Genomic DNA, 18,622 nt, shown 5'->3' on the forward strand with positions numbered 1-18,622 from the left:
AAAAAAGGATAGGACATCGCTGTCCCATCCTCATACTTGACGATAGAATAATGGATTAGTTGTTGTGGTATACATCACGTGTGAAGACTTTTTCTGGTACATCTGTTAAATCTTCAGTCATACGGTTCGTAATAATCACGTCAGAAGCATCTTTGAAGGCTGCTAAGTCATTCACGACTTTGTAGTCACCATAAGTGTCTTCTTTCCAAGTTGGTTCATACACAATGACTTCAATACCTTTTTCTGTCAATTGTTTCATGATACCTAATACCGCTGATTCACGGAAGTTATCAGATGAAGATTTCATTGTTAAACGGAAAATACCAACTGTTTCTGGATTTTTCGCTGCAACTGAATCCGCAATAAAGCTTTTACGTGTTTTATTTGCTTCAACGATTGCTGAAATGATGTTATTTGGTACACCTTCAAAGTTGGCACGTAATTGTTTGGTATCTTTTGGTAAGCAGTAGCCACCGTAACCAAATGATGGGTTATTGTAGTGCGTACCAATACGTGGATCTAATGAGATACCATCGATAATTGATTGGCTTTTTAAACCTTTCATTTGCGCGTATGTATCTAATTCATTGAAGAAGGCTACACGCATCGCTAAGTATGTATTGGCAAATAATTTTACTGCTTCTGCTTCGGTTGCATCCATAAACAAGATATCGATATCTTCTTTTTTTGCCCCTTCAGCTAATAAGTTGGCAAATTTGTGTGCTGCTTCAGAAGTATCACCAACGATGATACGAGATGGGTACAAGTTATCGTACAAAGCTTGACCTTCACGTAAGAATTCTGGTGAGAAGATAATCCGGTCAGTACCTTTTGCTTCACGTAATCCAGCAGTATAGCCTACTGGAATTGTAGATNNNTGGTGAGAAGATAATCCGGTCAGTACCTTTTGCTTCACGTAATCCAGCAGTATAGCCTACTGGAATTGTAGATTTGATAATGATTGGTGCTTGTGTATCTTGTGCTAATACATCATCCACAACGCCTTCAACTGAAGAAGTGTCAAATGAATTTGATGCTTCATCATAGTTTGTTGGTGTAGCAATGATCACAAGATCTGTATCCGCATATGCATCATCTTTATCAGAAGTAGCACGCAAGTTTAACTCTTCGTTTGCTAAGTAATATTCAATTTCTTTATCAGAAATATGTGATTGTTTATTGTTTAGTAATTCCACAATGTTTGGATTTACTTCTAATGCCACAACTTCATTATGTTGCGCTAATAAGATTGCATTAGATAAACCGACGTATCCTGCACCTACTACTGTAATTTTCATTTAATTAATTGCCTCCCGCATAAATAATATATATATAATGTTTTTGATTTTTTACATACTTTCATTGTAACACTTGCACTTAATAGTTTAAAAGACATTAAATGTTTTTTTGCGATTTATAAAAAATATTAAACATTTGTTCTCCTGGAAACACAGAAATATACTAATAAAAAAGTCATGTCCTATCCTAGGATCACGACTTTACATTATCGAAACTAAAGAAAACACAACAAAACTAATATTTACACAATCCAATTAATATTTCAAGAATCCAACATCAATCAAGAAAATTATTTTTTATTGATAAATCGTGAAATCATAACTTTAATATGTTTTCTGAATATCAGTATTATAACAAATATATATAATAAATACATTGCTAAACTTGAAAACAGTGAAAATGAGTAATTAATTAGTATAAAAATAATAATTGAGAAAATTAATAGTGGAACTATAAATTTACTTTCTTTTTGTCCTAAACCCAAAGATTTTTCAACATAATTCTCTCCAGAAAATGCCCACATCGTCATGCAAATTAAAGAGACCACAAGTATTACCCTAATATCGTGAACAAAAAAGGCTACAGTATTAGTAACACTCAAATTTAAAATTAAGAAAAATGCATTATTATATAAATACTTCTTCTCTAATCTTTTAAGTCTGGAAAAATTAGCTGTAATCAAACTATTAAATGATTGAAAAATCACTATTGGAAATAACAAAAATAAATATTGTAAAACGTTTATGTACTTAGTAAAAACTAAGCTTACAATCAAATTAATTGGATAATATATTAGTAGTAAAAATAACGAAATTATTAGGAAACCGAACTTCACTTCTTTGTATACCTTACCATATGAATTTGTATCTAAGTTTTTTAAAGAAGGATAAAATACTACAGACATAGCAGAAATCAGTTGAATAGCAATATTTAACGTAGAGTAACCAAATGAAAAATAACCATATTCAACAATCTCAAAATGATTTTGCACTACTATTTTCGGAACAGTCGTCATAAACATTGCAAAAATAGATGCTAACATTAGAGGCAATCCTGCCTTATAATTCTCTTTAATTTCGTCAATATTGTCCTTAACCTTTAAAGATTCACCAGTATTAAATATTAGGTTTCTGACGGTCCACAAATTATAACTCATTGCTAATATTCTGCAAAACAAATTTAAAAGTATAATCCAATAATATGAACTATCTAAAACAAAAAAAATGGGTATTGATATAACGAATAACAATTTTTCCACTATATTTGCTATAGAATAATATTTGAATCTCATGGTCATCTGATTAATATGTATGCAGAATCCATGTATATTGAATATGATAATATTAATTGTTACAAATAGTAGTGTTACTTTTTGATTAAACTCTAAAGGTAGAATTAGTAATATTGCAATACATATAATTGCAGAAACTACTCCCATAGTTATAACTACTCTGAAAAATAAATTGAACAAGTTTTTAGGTAAATTATCTATATTATTACCTGCATACCGGATATTAATACCATCGTTGAAACCTAACATAAAAAAGCCAACAAAACCGCTATAATACAAATATAACTGCCAATATGCATAGTTTTCAACAGAGGTTATTAGAGGGATAATGAATGACATTACTAAACCCAACACCAAAAGTAAAAAATTGGATGAAATCACTGTTAATATATTCTTAAATATTTTAGTATTCATTAATATCCCCCGTTAACTCAAAATTTTTAAACATTTTTTTTCCAGACTTTTTGGTTCACATAATCTGTATAACTTAAAATAATTCTCAAAACTTTATCTGAAACGTTTGGCATGCTATAGTCAGAAACTAGACGTAACGTTTCTCCATTTTGAGAATCAAGAACTGTTAACGCTTGAAGAATTCTTTCTTTTTCTAGACCTACCATCATTACAGCGCCTTCTTCCATCGCTTCAGGACGTTCATGTGCTTCACGTAAGTTTAATGCTTTAAATTTAAGAATTGAAGATTCTTCACTAATTGTACCACTATCACTTAATACAGCTTTTGAGTTTAATTGTAAGTTATTATAATCTGTGAATCCCATTGGTTTCATTAATTGAACCAATTTATTAAATTTAATGCCTTTTTCTTCAATCATTTTTCTTGTACGAGGATGTGTACTAACAATGATTGGTAATTGGTAAATATCTGCAATCTCATTTAATGTTTCAACTAGATGCATGAAATTACGTTCTGAGTTGATATTTTCATCACGGTGAGCTGAAACTACAAAATATTTGCTTTTTTCAAGACCTAGTTTTTTGTATCCATCTGCTGCTTTAATATCCTCAATTTTACTATTTAATACTTCAAACATCGGGCTACCAGTTTTTACGATTTGATCTGCTGGTAGTCCTTCAGCTAGTAAGTATTCACGTGCTATATCTGAGTATGTCAAATTGATATCCGCTGTATGGTCAACAATTTTACGGTTTGTTTCTTCGGGAACTCGTTGATCAAAACAACGATTTCCTGCTTCCATATGGAAAATTGGAATTTGACGACGTTTTGCCGCTATAGCACACAAGCAACTATTTGTGTCACCTAATACTAAGAAGGATTCTGGAGCTTCCTCAACTAAGATTGGATCGATATTAGCTAAAATTTGACCTACAGTTTCCATTGGTGTGTTACCCGCCGCATTCAAGAAGTAATCTGGTTTGCGAAGTCCAAAATCTTCGAAGAAAACTTCGTTCAACTCATAATCATAGTTTTGACCTGTATGAACTAAGATATGTTCAATCGCTTCAGATTCTTCTAATTTTTGAATTACTGCCGCTAAGCGAATAATTTCTGGACGTGTACCAACAACTGTCATTACTTTTAATTTTTTCAAAATTAAACCTCCTCGTAATACGTATCTGGGTTTTCTGATTCAAATACTTCATTTGCCCACATAACGGTTACCATATCTACATCCCCGGTGTTAACAATAGAATGTGTATATCCGGTTGGAATATCAACAACTTCTAATACTTCGCCAGTTACCGGATATTCAATAACTTTATCTTCACCATATTTTCTAAAACGAATCATTCCAGTTCCTTGAACAACTAGGAATTTTTCATTTTTAGAGTGGTGCCAATGTTGTCCTTTAGTTATTCCTGGATGAGCAACATTTATAGACACTTGTCCTCTTTCTGGTGATTTTAGGAACTCTGTGAATGACCCTCTATCATCAGATTTCATATCTAATTTATACGAAAATTCATTTTCTGGTAAAAAACTCAAATATGTAGCATATAATTTTTTACTTAAACCATCCTCTTGATTAGGTACATATAAATTCTCACGGCTAGATTTAAAACTCTTAATTAAATACGCAATTTGCCCAACTGTAGTTTTATAGGTTACTGGTACAACATTAAACACTCCATCAAAATGAGCTTCATCTTTTAAGGCTAATTTTAATTCTGCGATTACATCATCAATATAAGTTAATTCAATCGGTGCTTCTGGGTCATTAACCTGAATTTCTTCATTTCTAGAAACACGATGACAAAAAGTAGCGACTACTGTATTGTAGTTAGGACGGCTCCATTTTCCAAAAAGATTAGCAAAACGATATACATAAACTTTTGTACCCGTTTCTTTACTATATTGGAACATTAAATCTTCCCCAGCTTTTTTACTTTTACCGTATGGATTGTCTAAAGCTGCTTGAATAGATGAACTAATAACAATCGGTGCTTTGTTATTATGTTTTTTTAATAGGCCTAGTAAATCCGATGTAAGTCCAAAGTTACCAGTCATGAATTCTTCTTCATTTTCAGGACGATTAACTCCAGCTAGATGAAAAACAAAGTCCGCTTCTTTAGCCCAATTTTCTAGATTTTCGAAAGGAGTTTCGCGATCATACTCAAAAATTTCACCAATTTGATTAGCTTTTAAATCTGCTACGAGATTACTCCCAACAAATCCTTTAGAACCTGTAATTAAAATCTTCATCTACTTAGTAGCCTCCCATTTAGCTAATTCTTCTTGTACTAATGGCACAGTTAATAGTTTAGCTGCTACTTCATCAACAGATAGTAATTCTGTATTACTAGAATTAAATTCAGTTAACGTATTTCTATCTTCATTTCCTTCAACAAAGAATTTGTCATAGTTTAAGTCGCGTTTATCAGATGGTACGCGATAAAAATCACCCATATCAAATGCTCGATCACATTCTTCATTAGTTAATAAAGTTTCATACATTTTCTCACCATGACGGATACCAATTACTTTGTCTTTAGCTTCAGGTTCGAAAATATTTCTTACTGCATCTCTTAAAACACCAATCGTTGAAGCTGGTGCTTTTTGGACCATAATATCCCCTGATTCTGCATTTTCAAAAGCATACACTACTAACTCTACTGCTTCTTCCAAAGTCATAATAAAGCGTGTCATATCTGGATCAGTAACTGTTAAATCATTACCAGATTTAATTTGTTCAATGAATAAAGGCACAACAGATCCCCTCGAAGCCAGAACATTACCATATCTTGTTACAGCGATAGTAGTTTGTTCAGGGTCGACTGTTCGAGCTTTAGCAACTGCAACTTTCTCCATCATTGCTTTTGAAGTACCCATTGCGTTAATTGGGTAAGCGGCTTTGTCAGTTGATAAACAAATTACTTTCTTCACTTTTGCTTCGATTGCAGCTTGTAAAACATTTTCTGTACCGAAGACATTAGTCTTTACAGCTTCCATTGGGAAAAATTCACATGAAGGAACTTGTTTTAACGCTGCTGCATGGAATACATAGTCCACACCGTGCATTGCATTACGAACACTATTAATATCACGAACATCTCCAATATAAAATTTAATTTTTTCACTATTAACTGGATCTTTTTGTTGATATTTATGACGCATATTATCTTGTTTTAATTCATCACGAGAAAAAATACGAATTTCTTTTAAATCTGAATCCAAATATTTATCTAATACGGCATTACCAAAAGATCCTGTACCACCTGTAATTAATAATGTTTTACCTTTAAAATTTTTCATTTTAATTATCTCCTCAAATTTAATTGCTTAAAATTTTATCAACAGTATACTCTGGGGTATTCCTCTTAAAAATTTCTTTTATAGCGTCATATTCCACTCTATTGTTCCAATTTGCTTTCATAAATTTATCTATTTTCATCAAATTCGTTTTTTCATCATCATTTTCGTTAATCAATAATGCTAAAGGATATTTTTTTAGGTAAGGATTTGATGAATCACCTTCAAATTTATAGAAATGGATAATTGGTTTTCCAGATGCCATATATTCAAAAATTTTTGAAGGAATCATGTCCGAATTAGAATTTCCAATGCTTAATAAAAAATTAGATTCACGAATTTTCACTAAACTATCTTCATGACTAATCAAACCTCTACGTGCAATTTTACCAGACGTTTTTTTCTCAAATTCTTTTATAAGACTTTCGCAGTCACCTCTTGAATAAAAATCAAGCTGTATATTTTGTTTTATTAATTTTCCAAATATTTCTAAGGCTGACTGTGGATTTCGTCTATTAGAATCTAATCCACCAGTATATATAATTTTAATCGATTTAGATGCTTCTTGGTTGTTCAATTTAGTATTAAATCTATTAGTTAACAGAGGTATATCTACGAACTCCATTTTATTCCGAAATTTATCATACCTATTCATTTTATGAAAATTTTCATGTGACTTCATCAATAGAATTTTATCAGCAATAGAATAAAAACGTTTTTCCCAATTCCAACCTATTTTCTGAAGTAAGTTTGAATTTAAATATTTTCCCGATCCTGTGTTTGATAGGCTATCGAGAACATACATAACATATTTTATATTATTAAACTTTTTCTTTAAAAGATGGCCGCTTATTAAGCCTTCAATCGGATTAAAAGAAGAAATTACTATTTTAAAATCATTTCTTTTATGTAATTTAAGTGCCTGTCTATAAAATTTATAGATGGTATATAGAGACGTCACAGGATAAATGGGTAAATATATTAATAATTTTGTCCTCTTCATAAAAAAAGCTATCGATCTTAGAATTTCTGAAAGTCTAAAGTTTTGAATATTTGAACTAAACACATTTAAATCATGGAATAGAGTCATTCCTATTCTATAAACAAAAACGCCATTAATTATTTCTTCTTTTTGTAAATTATAATCTCCATAACATATTAGGTGAACCTCAAATCCTCTCGCTATAAGTTCCTGCATTATTTCATCTGAACATATTCCATTCGCACCAGCGACAGGATAATAGTTAGAGGTGAAAAACAATATTTTTTCCATGAATTACATTATCTCCCTCTCATTTTTTTTACCTTCTGCATTTACCGCCAAACCAACTGCAATGAATGGTACGTATGATGCAGTCAGGTCAAAGGATATGTTCCACACAACCAGAAAATATAATGCTAAGGAAGAAATTACTAATAAATCCCCTTTGGTAACTGCTGATTTCCAAATTGATTTAATTAACATTGAAACAATCAATATAAATATTACTGTAGCGATTAATCCTCCAGCAATTGAAACTTCTAAAAGTATATTATGTGGATACCCTGGTAAACCAGAAAAATCATCTAATCCCCTTCCTAGTGGATTATTTTTAATGATTTCAATAGCTTTAGTATAGATATAATATCTGGGCTCATTAGTAAAATTAGCTAACCCATCAAATCTAGCTATCCAATATTGAGAAACATTACTTACTATTATATAAATTATAGATATAATAATAATTATTGTTATAAATAACGATCGTAATTTTGAAGCTATATTCTTTTCCCTTAAAATGATGGCTAAAATAAAGAATGTGGGAATAAGTACAGATAAAATAACTGGAGACCTACCCTGTAATGAACTAACTGCAATTATCGAAACAATTAACACGAGTATTCTTGTCATAACACTTACTTTCTTATAATGCTTAAAATTAGAAATCAAATCAATCACGTTAACAACAATCGCTGCCGCTAAGGGTAGCCCCAAAGTTAAATAATGTTGTCCTAAAGATAAATCCAATTCAATTACTCCCATTAACGAACCTATAGATAGCAACCCCCCCCATACTATTTGATAGAAAAAGATTCTATGCAAATCAGAATATTCAAATAAGATTGTCGCACCAATAACAATAAGTATTACGGAACTATACTGTGCAAAATCAGATAAGTTAACAATACTAGAATTTGCTAAAGAATTCGCAATCATTATTAGCCAAAGTGTGATAAACAAAAATAAAAATTTATTTTGCGTATTCGAAAACAATAGTTTGCCCTTTTTAAAAATCATGACGCGTGTTAACCCAAATACCCAAATTGATACCAGCGTTAGAATGTTTACCGCTTCACTTGAATATATTATTTTTATACTTGGTATGTTCATACCTACAAATAAGGCGAACGATATAATATAATCTAAATATTTTTTTATGACCAATTTTTTTCTCCCTATAATTCCCTTCCGTTCATTAACTTGAAAATTGCATATCAAATACATATCTGTACCAAATAATGTGATTTTCCTAACTTTTGTAATTTGATAAAAGGTAGAATGATATCTAAAAAATACTATAGTTCTGTATATTTTATAGATTCATGAAAATCTCTGATTTGATAGTTCATATTCGCATAGGTACTTAATGATTTATCATATAGCTGATTACCAAAAACTTTATCAACTATTTTAATTTTATTTTTTAAAACTAAAATAACACCATTACCAATCTTAGTAAAAAAGATTTTGTGATTATGAACTTGAGCAACTTCCCGAACTAGATTACTAGTTTCTACATATTTTTCATTCTGAGGATGATAAATTCCAGAATTCTCGTTATCAATTAATAATCTAATAAATTCATTTAAATTGTCAATATGAAGCATGCTTCTTTTATTTTTGAAATCTGGAAATATTGGTGTTTTTTGTGCCAACTTAGATAATAAAGGATAATTACCTTTAGATCCTTTTCCATATATCATAGGAGGGCGTATGATAGCAATTTTAAAATTATCATTTGCTAATGGCATAATACCCAATTCGCCTTGTAATTTACTATCACCGTAAAAGTTGGCTGGTTCTGGTTTAGTATCTTTTTCTATCATACCGTTTTCGGTTTTACTAGCCCCGTACACAATCATAGAGGATAAGTGGATAAACTGGTTTACTTCATCAATCTTTGCCTTGCCAGCTAGTTCAATTGTTAAATCACGATTTACTTGATAATAAAGTTCTTCAAGAGAAGCATCTGACGAATTATGTGCGATTCCTGCTACATTTAGTACAACATCATATACATTCCAATTTTGGTTTTTCCAATCATCATTTCGAACAGAGATTTTAGTTATTTTATAATCATCCTGCCATTGGCTAACCCATTCTTCAAATTTATTGCCGATGTATGAATTTTGACCTGTAATTAAAATTTTCTTCATTCTTGATCATCCTTCACATCTTGCTTGGCTTTCTCAATGACACCGGTACCACCTTCAACAACACCGTCACTTTTTAAAACACTGAAAATTGTGCCAAAGAAACATTTTATGTCAAAGAAGAAAGAGATATTTTGAACATAATCACCATCGAGTTTAGCTTTAATCGGGATTTCAAGTTCATCACGACCATTGATTTGTGCCCATCCTGTTAAACCTGGTCTAACATCATTCGCACCATAATTATCACGCTCTTCAATCAAGTCATATTGATTCCATAAGGCAGGTCTAGGGCCAATTATAGCCATCTCCCCTTTTACAATATTAATCAGTTGGGGTAATTCATCTAGACTAGTTTTCCGTAAAAATTTACCTGATTTTGTGATAAATGCTTCTGGAACATTTAATAGATGTGTTGGCATATCAGCAGGTGTATCACTTCTCATCGATCTAAATTTATATATTTCAAATAATTCTTTATTTTTCCCTACACGTTTTTGTTTGAAGAAAACAGGACCAGGAGAATTCGTCTTAATCCAAATGGCAATAATTAAAAACAATGGACTTAAAACAATTAAAGCAACTAGGGAAATCAAGAAGTCTAGTATCCTCTTGAAATATTTATACATGTTTTTTCCTCCCAAATGATAATGAAGGAGGCACCTCATTTAGTGATGCCTCTTTTGTAACTATTTAAGCTTCGTCATTCGTAAATAGTTTCTGAACTTGCTCATAACTTTCTAGTGTTCCTATATCGTAGCGGTATTCATCAAATACAAAACCATACACTGAACTATGATCTAATAGATACGGTATAAAGTTCCCATTGGCATCCATATTGTGGCCTTCATTTTTATAAGCATCGAAAAGTATTAAATCCTCTTTTTGGATGATATAAAAAGTTGGTACAGCATATGGATAATTCACTTGTGCTGGTTTTTCTTCAAATCCGATAATCTTGCCACTTTTATCAATATCGGCTGTGCCACCACGTACTAGTTGTTTAAGGTCATCTTCTTTGTAAATGGATATTGCATTACCTTCGTGCGCTTTGTAGAAGCTTACTAAGTCTACAAGTGAAAAACCAAAAAGGTTATCTCCGGCTGCAATCATCAAATCATCTTCAACTTTTGCTTGTTCAATTACAAAGTGAATATCACCTAAAGCACCTAAACGATCTTCATTCGATAAAGTACCATCATTGATTACTGTTAACTTGATGTCATAAGTAGCTTCTTTTGCCCATTCTTCAAAGTGAGTATGAAACTTATCATTGGTAACGATAAAGATTTCATCTAGTTCCTCAACGGCAACCATTTTTTCCACGATGGAATCTAATATAGTTTGGTTACCAACTTTTAATAATGGCTTGGGTTGATTTTTCGTTAGTGGGTATAGTCTAGTTGCATAACCAGCTGCTAGAATAATTGCTTTCATTAGCGATAATCCTCCACGTTCACAAATCTTGCACCATCATCTGTCTTACAGAAGTTGACTTCGTATACATCTTTAATGGCTGGGAATTTTTCTGGATAAATGGCATCAATTTTTGCTTTAATTTCGTCTTTTTTACCTGGATCAATCAAACCAATAACTGCACCTCGGAACCCTGCACCTGAAGGTCGTGCTCCGTATACACCTTCTGTTTCTTGCAAGATATCAAATATCAATTTCATTTCTGGAATACCTGTTTCTTGTTGGTAGAAAGAAGAGTTACCTGATTCAAACATTAATTGTCCAAAGGTTTTGATGTCTCCTTTAGCATATGCTTCTGCACCTCTTAATACACGTTCTTGTTCTGTGTAGAAATGAGCTGCACGTTTTCTAAAGCGGTCGGGTAATTGGTCTTTATATTTGTTGTAAATCTCGATTGGAATATTTCGTAATTTCACATCTTCTAATGCTGGTAGTGGTTGACCTGCTAATTCAAGTAATAACCATCCTGCTACACGTACTTCTTCAACGCGGTTATTAAAGTCAGTACCCATTAGGTTTTTAGAGATACCAGAGTAGACAACAATAACTTCAAAGTCTTTAAAATCTGCGCCCTTATCAATCATTTCGTATTCATTGGTTAAACAGTCCATCAACATCAATTGATTGTTCATACTTAACACATTAGCTGATTGATCTAGAATACCGTTTTTCAAACCGATGAATTTAGTTTCAACCCAGTGGCTATACATAATGATGTCCATTTTTGAAACTTCAATATTGTTGACGTCACATAAGGCCATTAGATATGCTGTTGTGACTGCTGCTGATGATGATAAACCACCAATTGGCAATTTACCTGAAACAACAGCGTTCAAGCCAAGTTTTAACACATGGTCTTCTTGTAAGGCTTTAACTGCACCACGAATATAAGATCCCCAGAATCCAGGAATATATTCTAAGTCATGACCAAATGAGAAAAGTTCTGTATCTGGAAAATCTTCACTTTGGATTTCCACATAATTATCCTCACGCGGTGCGTATACCATATCTACACTAGCGTCTAAGGTCATTCCTGTTACGCGACCACCTTGGTAGTCTGAATGAGCACCAATTGGACAAATACGTAATGGTGATTTGACAACACGAATATCTCCTGCAAGACCATATTTTTTTATAAATGTATCCATTAAATTAGACATATGTATAACTCCAATCTGTCTACAAAAAACTTCTTTAATTAATGATAAAGTCCATATAATTGTGTAAAAGATAAAAGGCCATGTAACAGCCCTTTTACGGTACAATGTTTTTAACCACAAAAACATACCCAGGAGGACGTTACATGACCCAAGTACATTTTACACTGAACAACGAAGAGGTTCAAAGTATTATTGAACATTCGGTAAAAGATGAAGTTTCTAAAAATATTTTGACCACTGTTTTCAACCAATTGATGGAAAATCAACGAACAGAATATATTCAAGCCGATAACTATGAACGTTCAGAAAGTCGTCAGAGTCAAAGAAATGGATATTATGAGCGAGACTTTACGACTCGTGTGGGCACACTCGAATTAAAAGTGCCTAGAACACGTGATGGTGAATTTTCACCGACGGTGTTTGAGCGTTATCAGCGAAATGAAAAGGCACTGCTCGCTTCAATGCTTGAGATGTATGTTTCAGGCGTTTCGACACGTAAAGTTTCAAAGATTGTTGAAGAGCTATGTGGAAAATCGGTATCGAAATCTTTTGTTTCTAGCCTGACTGAGAAGTTAGACCCGATGGTCAACGAATGGCAGAACCGTTCACTCTCAGGTACGAGTTATCCTTATCTGATGACTGATGTTCTCTACATAAAAGTCCGTGAGGGCCATCGAGTGCTTTCTAAAAGCTGCCATATTGCGATCGGGATAACAGAAGGTGGTGATCGTGAAATCATTGGCTTCATGATCCAAAATGAAGAAAGTGATGACACATGGTCCATCTTCTTTGAATACTTAAAAGAACGCGGTCTACAGGGGACAGAACTCATCATTTCTGATGCCCATAAAGGCCTAGTGTCTGCAATTCGTAAGTCATTTACCAACGCAAGTTGGCAGAGATGCCAGGTCCATTTTTTAAGAAACATCTTCAGTTCCATTCCAAAAAAGAATTTAAAACCGTTTAGAGAAGCAGTAAAAGCGATCTTTAAGTTTACGGATATTGAACTCGCTCGAACAGCTAAGAATGCCTTAGTCGGTGAATATATCGACCAGTCTAAATATACAAAAGCTTGCGAAATATTGGATAATGGCTTCGAAGATGCCTTTCAATACACGGTTATCGGAAATGGTCACAATCGGCTAAAAAGCACCAACCTTCTTGAACGACTGAACCAGGAAGTCCGCAGAAGAGAAAAGATTATTCGGATTTTTCCCAACCGAACGTCTGCCAATCGATTAATTGGAGCTGTCCTTATAGACCTTCATGACGAATGGCTCAGTTCTACAAGAAAATATATTAAGTTTGATCAATGAGAGACCGGTAAAACATTGTATAGTATTTTACACAGGATTATGGACTTGACTTAATTAATGGGTCCCGTATCTCCACTAATTTTTTATTGAACAATATTTTTATAATTTAAATAGACTTAACTTGTACCGTTAACTATCCAAAATAAATTTAATTTTTATTTATCAATTTCTTTTAAATCTCCAAATATAGTCGATAAACCCAATAGGTGATAATAATAGTGATAAAAAAGAATCGCTTTTCTTATTATATGGAATTCTTTTCTTTGCTATTATAGTAGCAGAATTATAAGCAATTCCTGATTTTATTTTTTGCATAAGATTTGGAGCTGTTTCAAATTGATTATGCCTGAAAATCAAATGTCCAATAGGATTATTTTTAACGTGTTTTTTATTGTTTTTTGTAATGCCATTTTCTTGATACTCGATTATCATAATCGGGTCATGAATTACTAAAAGCTCATATTTTCTATCCAATTCATCGGCCATGTAACTTAGAGGGAAATAATTTTCTCCATTGATTTCCGGATACAAATAATTCTTTATAATATCAGTCTTATAAACTTGTGCATATTCAGGGCCAATCTTCAAATTGTATCTTAAATGCCCCTGTGTCAGATATTTAAATTTACTAGGTATAAATTTATCCTGCATAGGAGTTAAATCTTCGTTTGATCTTAATGCAATCATTCCACAAATTTTTTCATCATCTTTTATCGAATTATAATTGTTAATAATAATTTCTACCGCATCTGGAGTAAACCAATCATCAGAATCTAGACATATCCACAATGGAGTTTTAGTCTCTTTGAGGCTCTTATTAATAGATTTTATTTTTCCAGAATTTGCTTGTTTCACGTATTTAATTGGAATTTTATCTTCATTAATCCATTTTTCCACAAGCTCTTTTGTATTATCCTTAGATCCATCATCAATAATGAACCATTCAAATGATTTGTTTGTTTGTGCTAGTAAGCTAGTATAAACTCGTCCAATAGTCGTAGCTCTATTATAAGTCGGTGTAAAAATTGTTAATATATTCACTATATTCATATTCCCCCATTTTAAAGTGTTTTAATGAATTTTGCAGGATTACCTGCGTATAAAGCATTAGGAGAAGTCAAATCTGAGGTAACTACTGATCCTGCTCCGACAATAATACCTTCCTCAATTGTTACTCCCTTTAAAATAACGGTATTTGCACCTATCCATACATTATCTTTTATAACAACTTTTGTATCAATATGTTTTTTTTCTATCTTATTCGTTGTCCAATTATTAGTAGCATATCCTGTTGAAAACACTGAAACTCCGTAAGATAAAGTTACATTTTCTCCAATAATAATATACCCCTGTCCATATAATGCCACTCTAGCATTTATACGGGTCTTATATCCTATTTGAATATTTTTTTTATGAACTAAGTAAGGAATTCCAAATAATTTTACTTTATTTTTATATAAAGGATAATTAAAACATTTATGACATAAAATCACTAAAAATCTAATTATTTTAGTCAAATTCTCGCTCAAATGAATTCCCTCTCTCTAATTTTTCTAATATATATTAAGTCAAATCATAAAAATCTACGTACCAATCAGCAAATTTTTGTAACCCTTCTTGGATAGATGTTTGTGGTTTGAAATTGATTGCGTTTTGCAATTTATCAGTATTGGCATATGTAGCTGGTACATCGCCTGGCTTGATAGGTTCATATATTTTTTTAAAATTTACTTTTCTATTTAATGAATTACTCAACGCATTTTCTAGGCTAAAAATAAATGTCATTAATTTCTCTGGGTTATTATTTCCTATATTGTAAACCGTATGCGCGGGTAGTCCATTGGGGGTTACTGGAGGAATATTAATTAACTTTTCAATTCCGATAACAATATCATCAATATATGTAAAATCTCGATATAAATCATTTTCAAAATCACCATTATTATAGATATGAATTGATTCTTCATTAAAATACATATTTGCAAATTTAAAATATGCCATATCTGGACGACCTAATGGTCCGTATACTGTAAAGAATCTTAAACCAGTGGTTGGAATGCCATATAGGTGACTATAAGTGTGAGCCATCAACTCATTTGATTTTTTTGTTGCAGCATACAAAGAAACAGGATGATCTACAAAATCTGTTTCTTTAAATGGTACCTCTTTATTTGATCCATACACAGAACTTGAAGATGCGTATAAAAGATGTTTAACCGGAAATTTTCGGCAAGCTTCTAAAATATTATAAAAACCAATTATATTACTTTGTATATATACGTCAGGGTTATCAATTGAATATCTCACGCCTGCTTGCGCTGCCAAATTTACTACAATCTCAAATTGTTCCCTTTCAAATAATTCTAATAAATTGACCTTATCCGAAATATCTTGTTTAACAAATTCAAAATTTTTATACCCAGATAATTTCTCTAATCTACTTTCTTTAAGCTTAATGTCATAATAGTTATTCAAATTATCTATGCCAAATACATGATTTCCATTCTTTAATAGCAATTCACTCAGAAAAGAACCAATGAATCCTGCAGCACCCGTGACTAATATTTTACTCATAAATAAACTTCTCTCCTATTTCAACTTCAATATGGTTTATATTGACTATTTTACACTTCTTAAAAATTTATTTGAAATTTGCTTTAATAATGGAAGTGGTAATATATATAATATTATTTGCCCCACAATAACATAAAGTAAGTCTAATAAATTACAGTGTCCTCTTCTAAAAATCGTATATTGCGCTTTTATATAGCTTGAAACATATGACCAACTTTTTCGTCGTTTAAAATTATTTTCATTGGATCTAAATAATAATAAAGATTCATCTAAGTTTGCTGTTTTATAGCCAGAGTTTACCATGCGTGAAAATAAATCTAAATCTTGTTTTCTACGCAAAGTTCCATATCCTCCGACTTCAATAACAACACTTTTCTTAAACATAACTGTAGGATGATTAAAGGGACTACGTCTCCTAATATACTTCTTTATATCCTCATTCTTTGATGGAACATTTCGTGAAGATACAATATTATCTGGGGTATCATAAAATTCATCAATATTAGTTCCAACCATAGCTAATTGGGAATCAGCATCGAATAATTTTAACTCTTTTTCACACCTATCAGGTAAAGAAATATCATCAGTATCCATTCTAGCTACCAACTCATTACTACATATTTCCAAACCTTTATCTAATGCTTTTCCTAATCCAATATTTTTTTCCAACGGTAGCACATCTATTAAATCTGAATAATTTTCTTGAAAAAATGTAACCTTATCCTTCAATTCTCCTGAGATAGGACCATCAATTACCAAGACAATTTGATTAGGCTTAACGGATTGATTTATCATACTTTCTATGCTTTCAACAAACCAATTAGGGTTTTCTTTTTTATAAAGGGACATAAGTACACTATACTTTTCTACCAAACTATACTCCTCCTAAATAATTTCATAAAATTAAAGAGTTTAAATTTTTAGATTTGTGCAATAAATGCTCCATTAATTATATCAAACAAAGATTACATAATTATGATAATCTTAAAAAAAAGTCCGTTAAATCACAACATTCAACTTATTTTATATAACTAAACGTAGTGATACCGGTTACAAATGTACAATATTGGTAATATTTACACATAATTAACACTATAAATCCAAAAAAACTCAGTATTTTGACTGAGCTTTAGTACTATATTTCAAAATTGCCAAATATAGATTGTTCAAAATCTGCTGATTTTTTATGTAGTTTACCAAAGTTATCGATGTAGCCATGTAGGTCTTCTGCGTCTGCTGCGGTAAAATCATCCGGCATGGTGACAGCAGCTTTAAGGTCTTGATATGTTTTAAATTCGGTTCCTGTTAAGTAGCCAAATAGTCTTCTAGCATAAGCGTCTGCAATAAAATGATTTTGATGGAAGATGAATACTTGGTATACATCGGCTGTTTCTTGACCAACACCGTGAAGTTTTAATAATTCTTTTCTAAGGTTTTTACCGTATTTAGCTGCGATGGCGTCATAGTCCCAGTTATGGTTTTTGAACCATTGTAAACTTGATTGGATGGCTTTTGATTTATTTTTAAAGAAGCCTGATGGTCGGATCAGTTCTTGTAACTCTTCTGTTGTTAAGTCTATGATTTTATCAGCGTCAAAGTTAGTAACTGGACGCAAGTTATCTAAGGTTTTTTGGACGTTGGTCCAGGTAGTGTTTTGCACTAAAATAGCCCCCAAGATGAGCTCCACTGGATTTTCTGCGGGCCACTTGCCTGGGTGTTCTTGGTGCTGTTTAAAATGTGCGTATACTTTATGTATTTGTTCTGCTGTGATTTTGATGTGCATTGCTTTTTTGCCAACTTTCTAGATTTTTGGTTCGATACCTTCGAGTTTTAGTAATGTAATTTTCTTGTCGATACCGCCTGCATAGCCTGTTAGGTCACCGTTACTAGCGATAACACGGTGGCAGGGAATCATGATAGAGATTGGGTTGCGTCCGACTGCCCCACCAACTGCACGAGCTGAGCCACGGCCTTTGGTTTGACGGGCTGCAACGCGATCAGCTAGTTCTTGGTAGGAAATGGTTTCGCCGTAAGCTACTTTCGTTAATTCAGCCCAAACTTCTTGTTGGAAGGCTGTACCCTGTGGCATAAGTGGTAGGTTTTTAACACTCGGATTTTGCCCATCGAAATAGGCATCAAACCAATCTGTTGCTTGTTTTAGGATTGGTTGATCTGACGGGTTTTCAATTGCTTCGACACGGTCTAAGTCAAAAGTACCGGCAAAATGTTCTTGATTTTCGTACCATGCACCTAATAGCCCGCTGTCGTTTGCTAGTATGATGATAGGACCGATTGGTGATTGATAGTTTGTTTTATATAACATGTATGTGCTCCTTTAGGCTTTCTTATCAGATTGATTATA

Annotated in this window: 19 protein-coding genes; 1 reads left to right on the top strand and 18 read right to left on the bottom strand. The window is 32.3% G+C overall.

What is annotated here, in order from left to right; translation table 11 throughout:
- Positions 1 to 55: 55 nt before the first annotated feature.
- The 12 genes from EF384_RS04310 to EF384_RS04360 all read right to left on the bottom strand — a co-directional run bounded on the left by EF384_RS04310 (position 56) and on the right by EF384_RS04360 (position 12,370).
- A complete protein-coding gene (locus EF384_RS04310) occupies positions 56 to 916 on the bottom strand; it encodes a nucleotide sugar dehydrogenase (RefSeq protein ID WP_233570030.1) in 861 nt (286 codons plus the stop codon).
- Entirely contained in the window at positions 837 to 1,298 is a 462-nt protein-coding gene (locus EF384_RS09935; protein ID WP_233570031.1) for a 2-dehydropantoate 2-reductase N-terminal domain-containing protein, read from the bottom strand. The genes EF384_RS04310 and EF384_RS09935 overlap by 80 nt, the downstream gene beginning before the upstream one ends.
- Before the next feature lie 290 nt (positions 1,299 to 1,588).
- Entirely contained in the window at positions 1,589 to 3,004 is a 1,416-nt protein-coding gene (locus EF384_RS04315) for an oligosaccharide flippase family protein (protein WP_123779759.1), read from the bottom strand.
- 26 nt (positions 3,005 to 3,030) lie between these two features.
- On the bottom strand, positions 3,031 to 4,161 hold the full coding sequence (gene wecB, locus EF384_RS04320; RefSeq protein ID WP_123779760.1) for a non-hydrolyzing UDP-N-acetylglucosamine 2-epimerase: 1,131 nt from the start codon (positions 4,159 to 4,161) through the stop codon (positions 3,031 to 3,033).
- 2 nt (positions 4,162 to 4,163) lie between these two features.
- Positions 4,164 to 5,273 carry a capsular polysaccharide biosynthesis protein CapF gene (locus EF384_RS04325; RefSeq protein ID WP_123779761.1) on the bottom strand — a complete coding sequence of 370 codons (1,110 nt, stop codon included), beginning with the start codon at positions 5,271 to 5,273 and terminating at the stop codon, positions 4,164 to 4,166.
- A complete protein-coding gene (locus tag EF384_RS04330; protein ID WP_123779762.1) occupies positions 5,274 to 6,323 on the bottom strand; it encodes a polysaccharide biosynthesis protein in 1,050 nt (349 codons plus the stop codon).
- 19 nt (positions 6,324 to 6,342) lie between these two features.
- Positions 6,343 to 7,593 carry a glycosyltransferase family protein gene (locus EF384_RS04335; RefSeq protein WP_123779763.1) on the bottom strand — a complete coding sequence of 417 codons (1,251 nt, stop codon included), beginning with the start codon at positions 7,591 to 7,593 and terminating at the stop codon, positions 6,343 to 6,345.
- A gap of 3 nt (positions 7,594 to 7,596) precedes the next feature.
- Positions 7,597 to 8,745: an O-antigen ligase family protein gene (locus EF384_RS04340; RefSeq protein WP_158607404.1), complete on the bottom strand. Its 1,149-nt coding sequence runs from the start codon at positions 8,743 to 8,745 to the stop codon at positions 7,597 to 7,599.
- Positions 8,746 to 8,876: 131 nt separating this feature from the next.
- Positions 8,877 to 9,737 (bottom strand): NAD-dependent epimerase/dehydratase family protein, encoded by an 861-nt coding sequence (locus tag EF384_RS04345; RefSeq protein WP_123779765.1) that lies wholly within the window; start codon positions 9,735 to 9,737, stop codon positions 8,877 to 8,879.
- Complete coding sequence (locus EF384_RS04350) at positions 9,734 to 10,363, bottom strand: sugar transferase (protein WP_123779766.1); 630 nt, start codon at positions 10,361 to 10,363, stop codon at positions 9,734 to 9,736. Before EF384_RS04350 ends, EF384_RS04345 begins: the two co-directional genes overlap by 4 nt.
- A gap of 64 nt (positions 10,364 to 10,427) precedes the next feature.
- Complete coding sequence (locus EF384_RS04355; protein ID WP_123779767.1) at positions 10,428 to 11,171, bottom strand: nucleotidyltransferase family protein; 744 nt, start codon at positions 11,169 to 11,171, stop codon at positions 10,428 to 10,430.
- Positions 11,171 to 12,370, bottom strand: coding sequence for a galactokinase (locus EF384_RS04360; protein WP_158607405.1), 1,200 nt, complete (start codon positions 12,368 to 12,370; stop codon positions 11,171 to 11,173). Before EF384_RS04360 ends, EF384_RS04355 begins: the two co-directional genes overlap by 1 nt.
- Positions 12,371 to 12,513: 143 nt before the next feature.
- Between EF384_RS04360 and EF384_RS04365 the strand changes: the two genes are divergently transcribed.
- On the top strand, positions 12,514 to 13,686 hold the full coding sequence (locus EF384_RS04365; protein ID WP_123779769.1) for an IS256 family transposase: 1,173 nt from the start codon (positions 12,514 to 12,516) through the stop codon (positions 13,684 to 13,686).
- Between the two features lie 162 nt (positions 13,687 to 13,848).
- Here EF384_RS04365 and EF384_RS04370 read toward each other — a convergent pair whose 3' ends face one another.
- From EF384_RS04370 to EF384_RS04395, 6 genes are all read right to left on the bottom strand, one after another.
- Complete coding sequence (locus EF384_RS04370) at positions 13,849 to 14,727, bottom strand: glycosyltransferase family 2 protein (RefSeq protein ID WP_158607406.1); 879 nt, start codon at positions 14,725 to 14,727, stop codon at positions 13,849 to 13,851.
- A 20-nt stretch (positions 14,728 to 14,747) separates the two neighbouring features.
- Positions 14,748 to 15,215, bottom strand: a complete 468-nt coding sequence (locus tag EF384_RS04375; protein WP_158607407.1) for an acyltransferase — start codon at positions 15,213 to 15,215, stop codon at positions 14,748 to 14,750.
- A 34-nt stretch (positions 15,216 to 15,249) separates the two neighbouring features.
- The gene (locus tag EF384_RS04380; protein WP_123779772.1) at positions 15,250 to 16,260 is read right to left on the bottom strand and encodes a GDP-mannose 4,6-dehydratase; all 1,011 of its coding nucleotides are present in this window, start codon (positions 16,258 to 16,260) and stop codon (positions 15,250 to 15,252) included.
- 45 nt (positions 16,261 to 16,305) lie between these two features.
- The gene (locus EF384_RS04385) at positions 16,306 to 17,133 is read right to left on the bottom strand and encodes a glycosyltransferase (RefSeq protein ID WP_123779773.1); all 828 of its coding nucleotides are present in this window, start codon (positions 17,131 to 17,133) and stop codon (positions 16,306 to 16,308) included.
- A gap of 262 nt (positions 17,134 to 17,395) precedes the next feature.
- Positions 17,396 to 17,920 carry a deoxyribonuclease I gene (locus tag EF384_RS04390; RefSeq protein ID WP_233570032.1) on the bottom strand — a complete coding sequence of 175 codons (525 nt, stop codon included), beginning with the start codon at positions 17,918 to 17,920 and terminating at the stop codon, positions 17,396 to 17,398.
- A 141-nt stretch (positions 17,921 to 18,061) separates the two neighbouring features.
- A complete protein-coding gene (locus EF384_RS04395) occupies positions 18,062 to 18,583 on the bottom strand; it encodes a methylated-DNA--[protein]-cysteine S-methyltransferase (RefSeq protein WP_123779775.1) in 522 nt (173 codons plus the stop codon).
- Positions 18,584 to 18,622 lie beyond the last annotated feature (39 nt).

The sequence above is a fragment of the Aerococcus agrisoli genome, from assembly GCF_003797145.1.
In the GTDB taxonomy this organism is placed as follows: Bacteria; Bacillota; Bacilli; order Lactobacillales; family Aerococcaceae; genus Aerococcus; species Aerococcus agrisoli.

Excerpts from the sequence above, each read along its gene's own strand:
- EF384_RS04315 (WP_123779759.1), bottom strand. The coding sequence starts at position 3,004 with ATGAATACTAAAATATTTAAGAATATATTAACAGTGATTTCATCCAAT.
- EF384_RS04325 (WP_123779761.1), bottom strand. The coding sequence starts at position 5,273 with ATGAAGATTTTAATTACAGGTTCTAAAGGATTTGTTGGGAGTAATCTC.
- EF384_RS04330 (WP_123779762.1), bottom strand. The coding sequence starts at position 6,323 with ATGAAAAATTTTAAAGGTAAAACATTATTAATTACAGGTGGTACAGGA.
- EF384_RS04335 (WP_123779763.1), bottom strand. The coding sequence starts at position 7,593 with ATGGAAAAAATATTGTTTTTCACCTCTAACTATTATCCTGTCGCTGGT.
- EF384_RS04345 (WP_123779765.1), bottom strand. The coding sequence starts at position 9,737 with ATGAAGAAAATTTTAATTACAGGTCAAAATTCATACATCGGCAATAAA.
- EF384_RS04350 (WP_123779766.1), bottom strand. The coding sequence starts at position 10,363 with ATGTATAAATATTTCAAGAGGATACTAGACTTCTTGATTTCCCTAGTT.
- EF384_RS04355 (WP_123779767.1), bottom strand. The coding sequence starts at position 11,171 with ATGAAAGCAATTATTCTAGCAGCTGGTTATGCAACTAGACTATACCCA.
- EF384_RS04360 (WP_158607405.1), bottom strand. The coding sequence starts at position 12,370 with ATGTCTAATTTAATGGATACATTTATAAAAAAATATGGTCTTGCAGGA.
- EF384_RS04365 (WP_123779769.1), top strand. The coding sequence starts at position 12,514 with ATGACCCAAGTACATTTTACACTGAACAACGAAGAGGTTCAAAGTATT.
- EF384_RS04380 (WP_123779772.1), bottom strand. The coding sequence starts at position 16,260 with ATGAGTAAAATATTAGTCACGGGTGCTGCAGGATTCATTGGTTCTTTT.
- EF384_RS04395 (WP_123779775.1), bottom strand. The coding sequence starts at position 18,583 with ATGTTATATAAAACAAACTATCAATCACCAATCGGTCCTATCATCATA.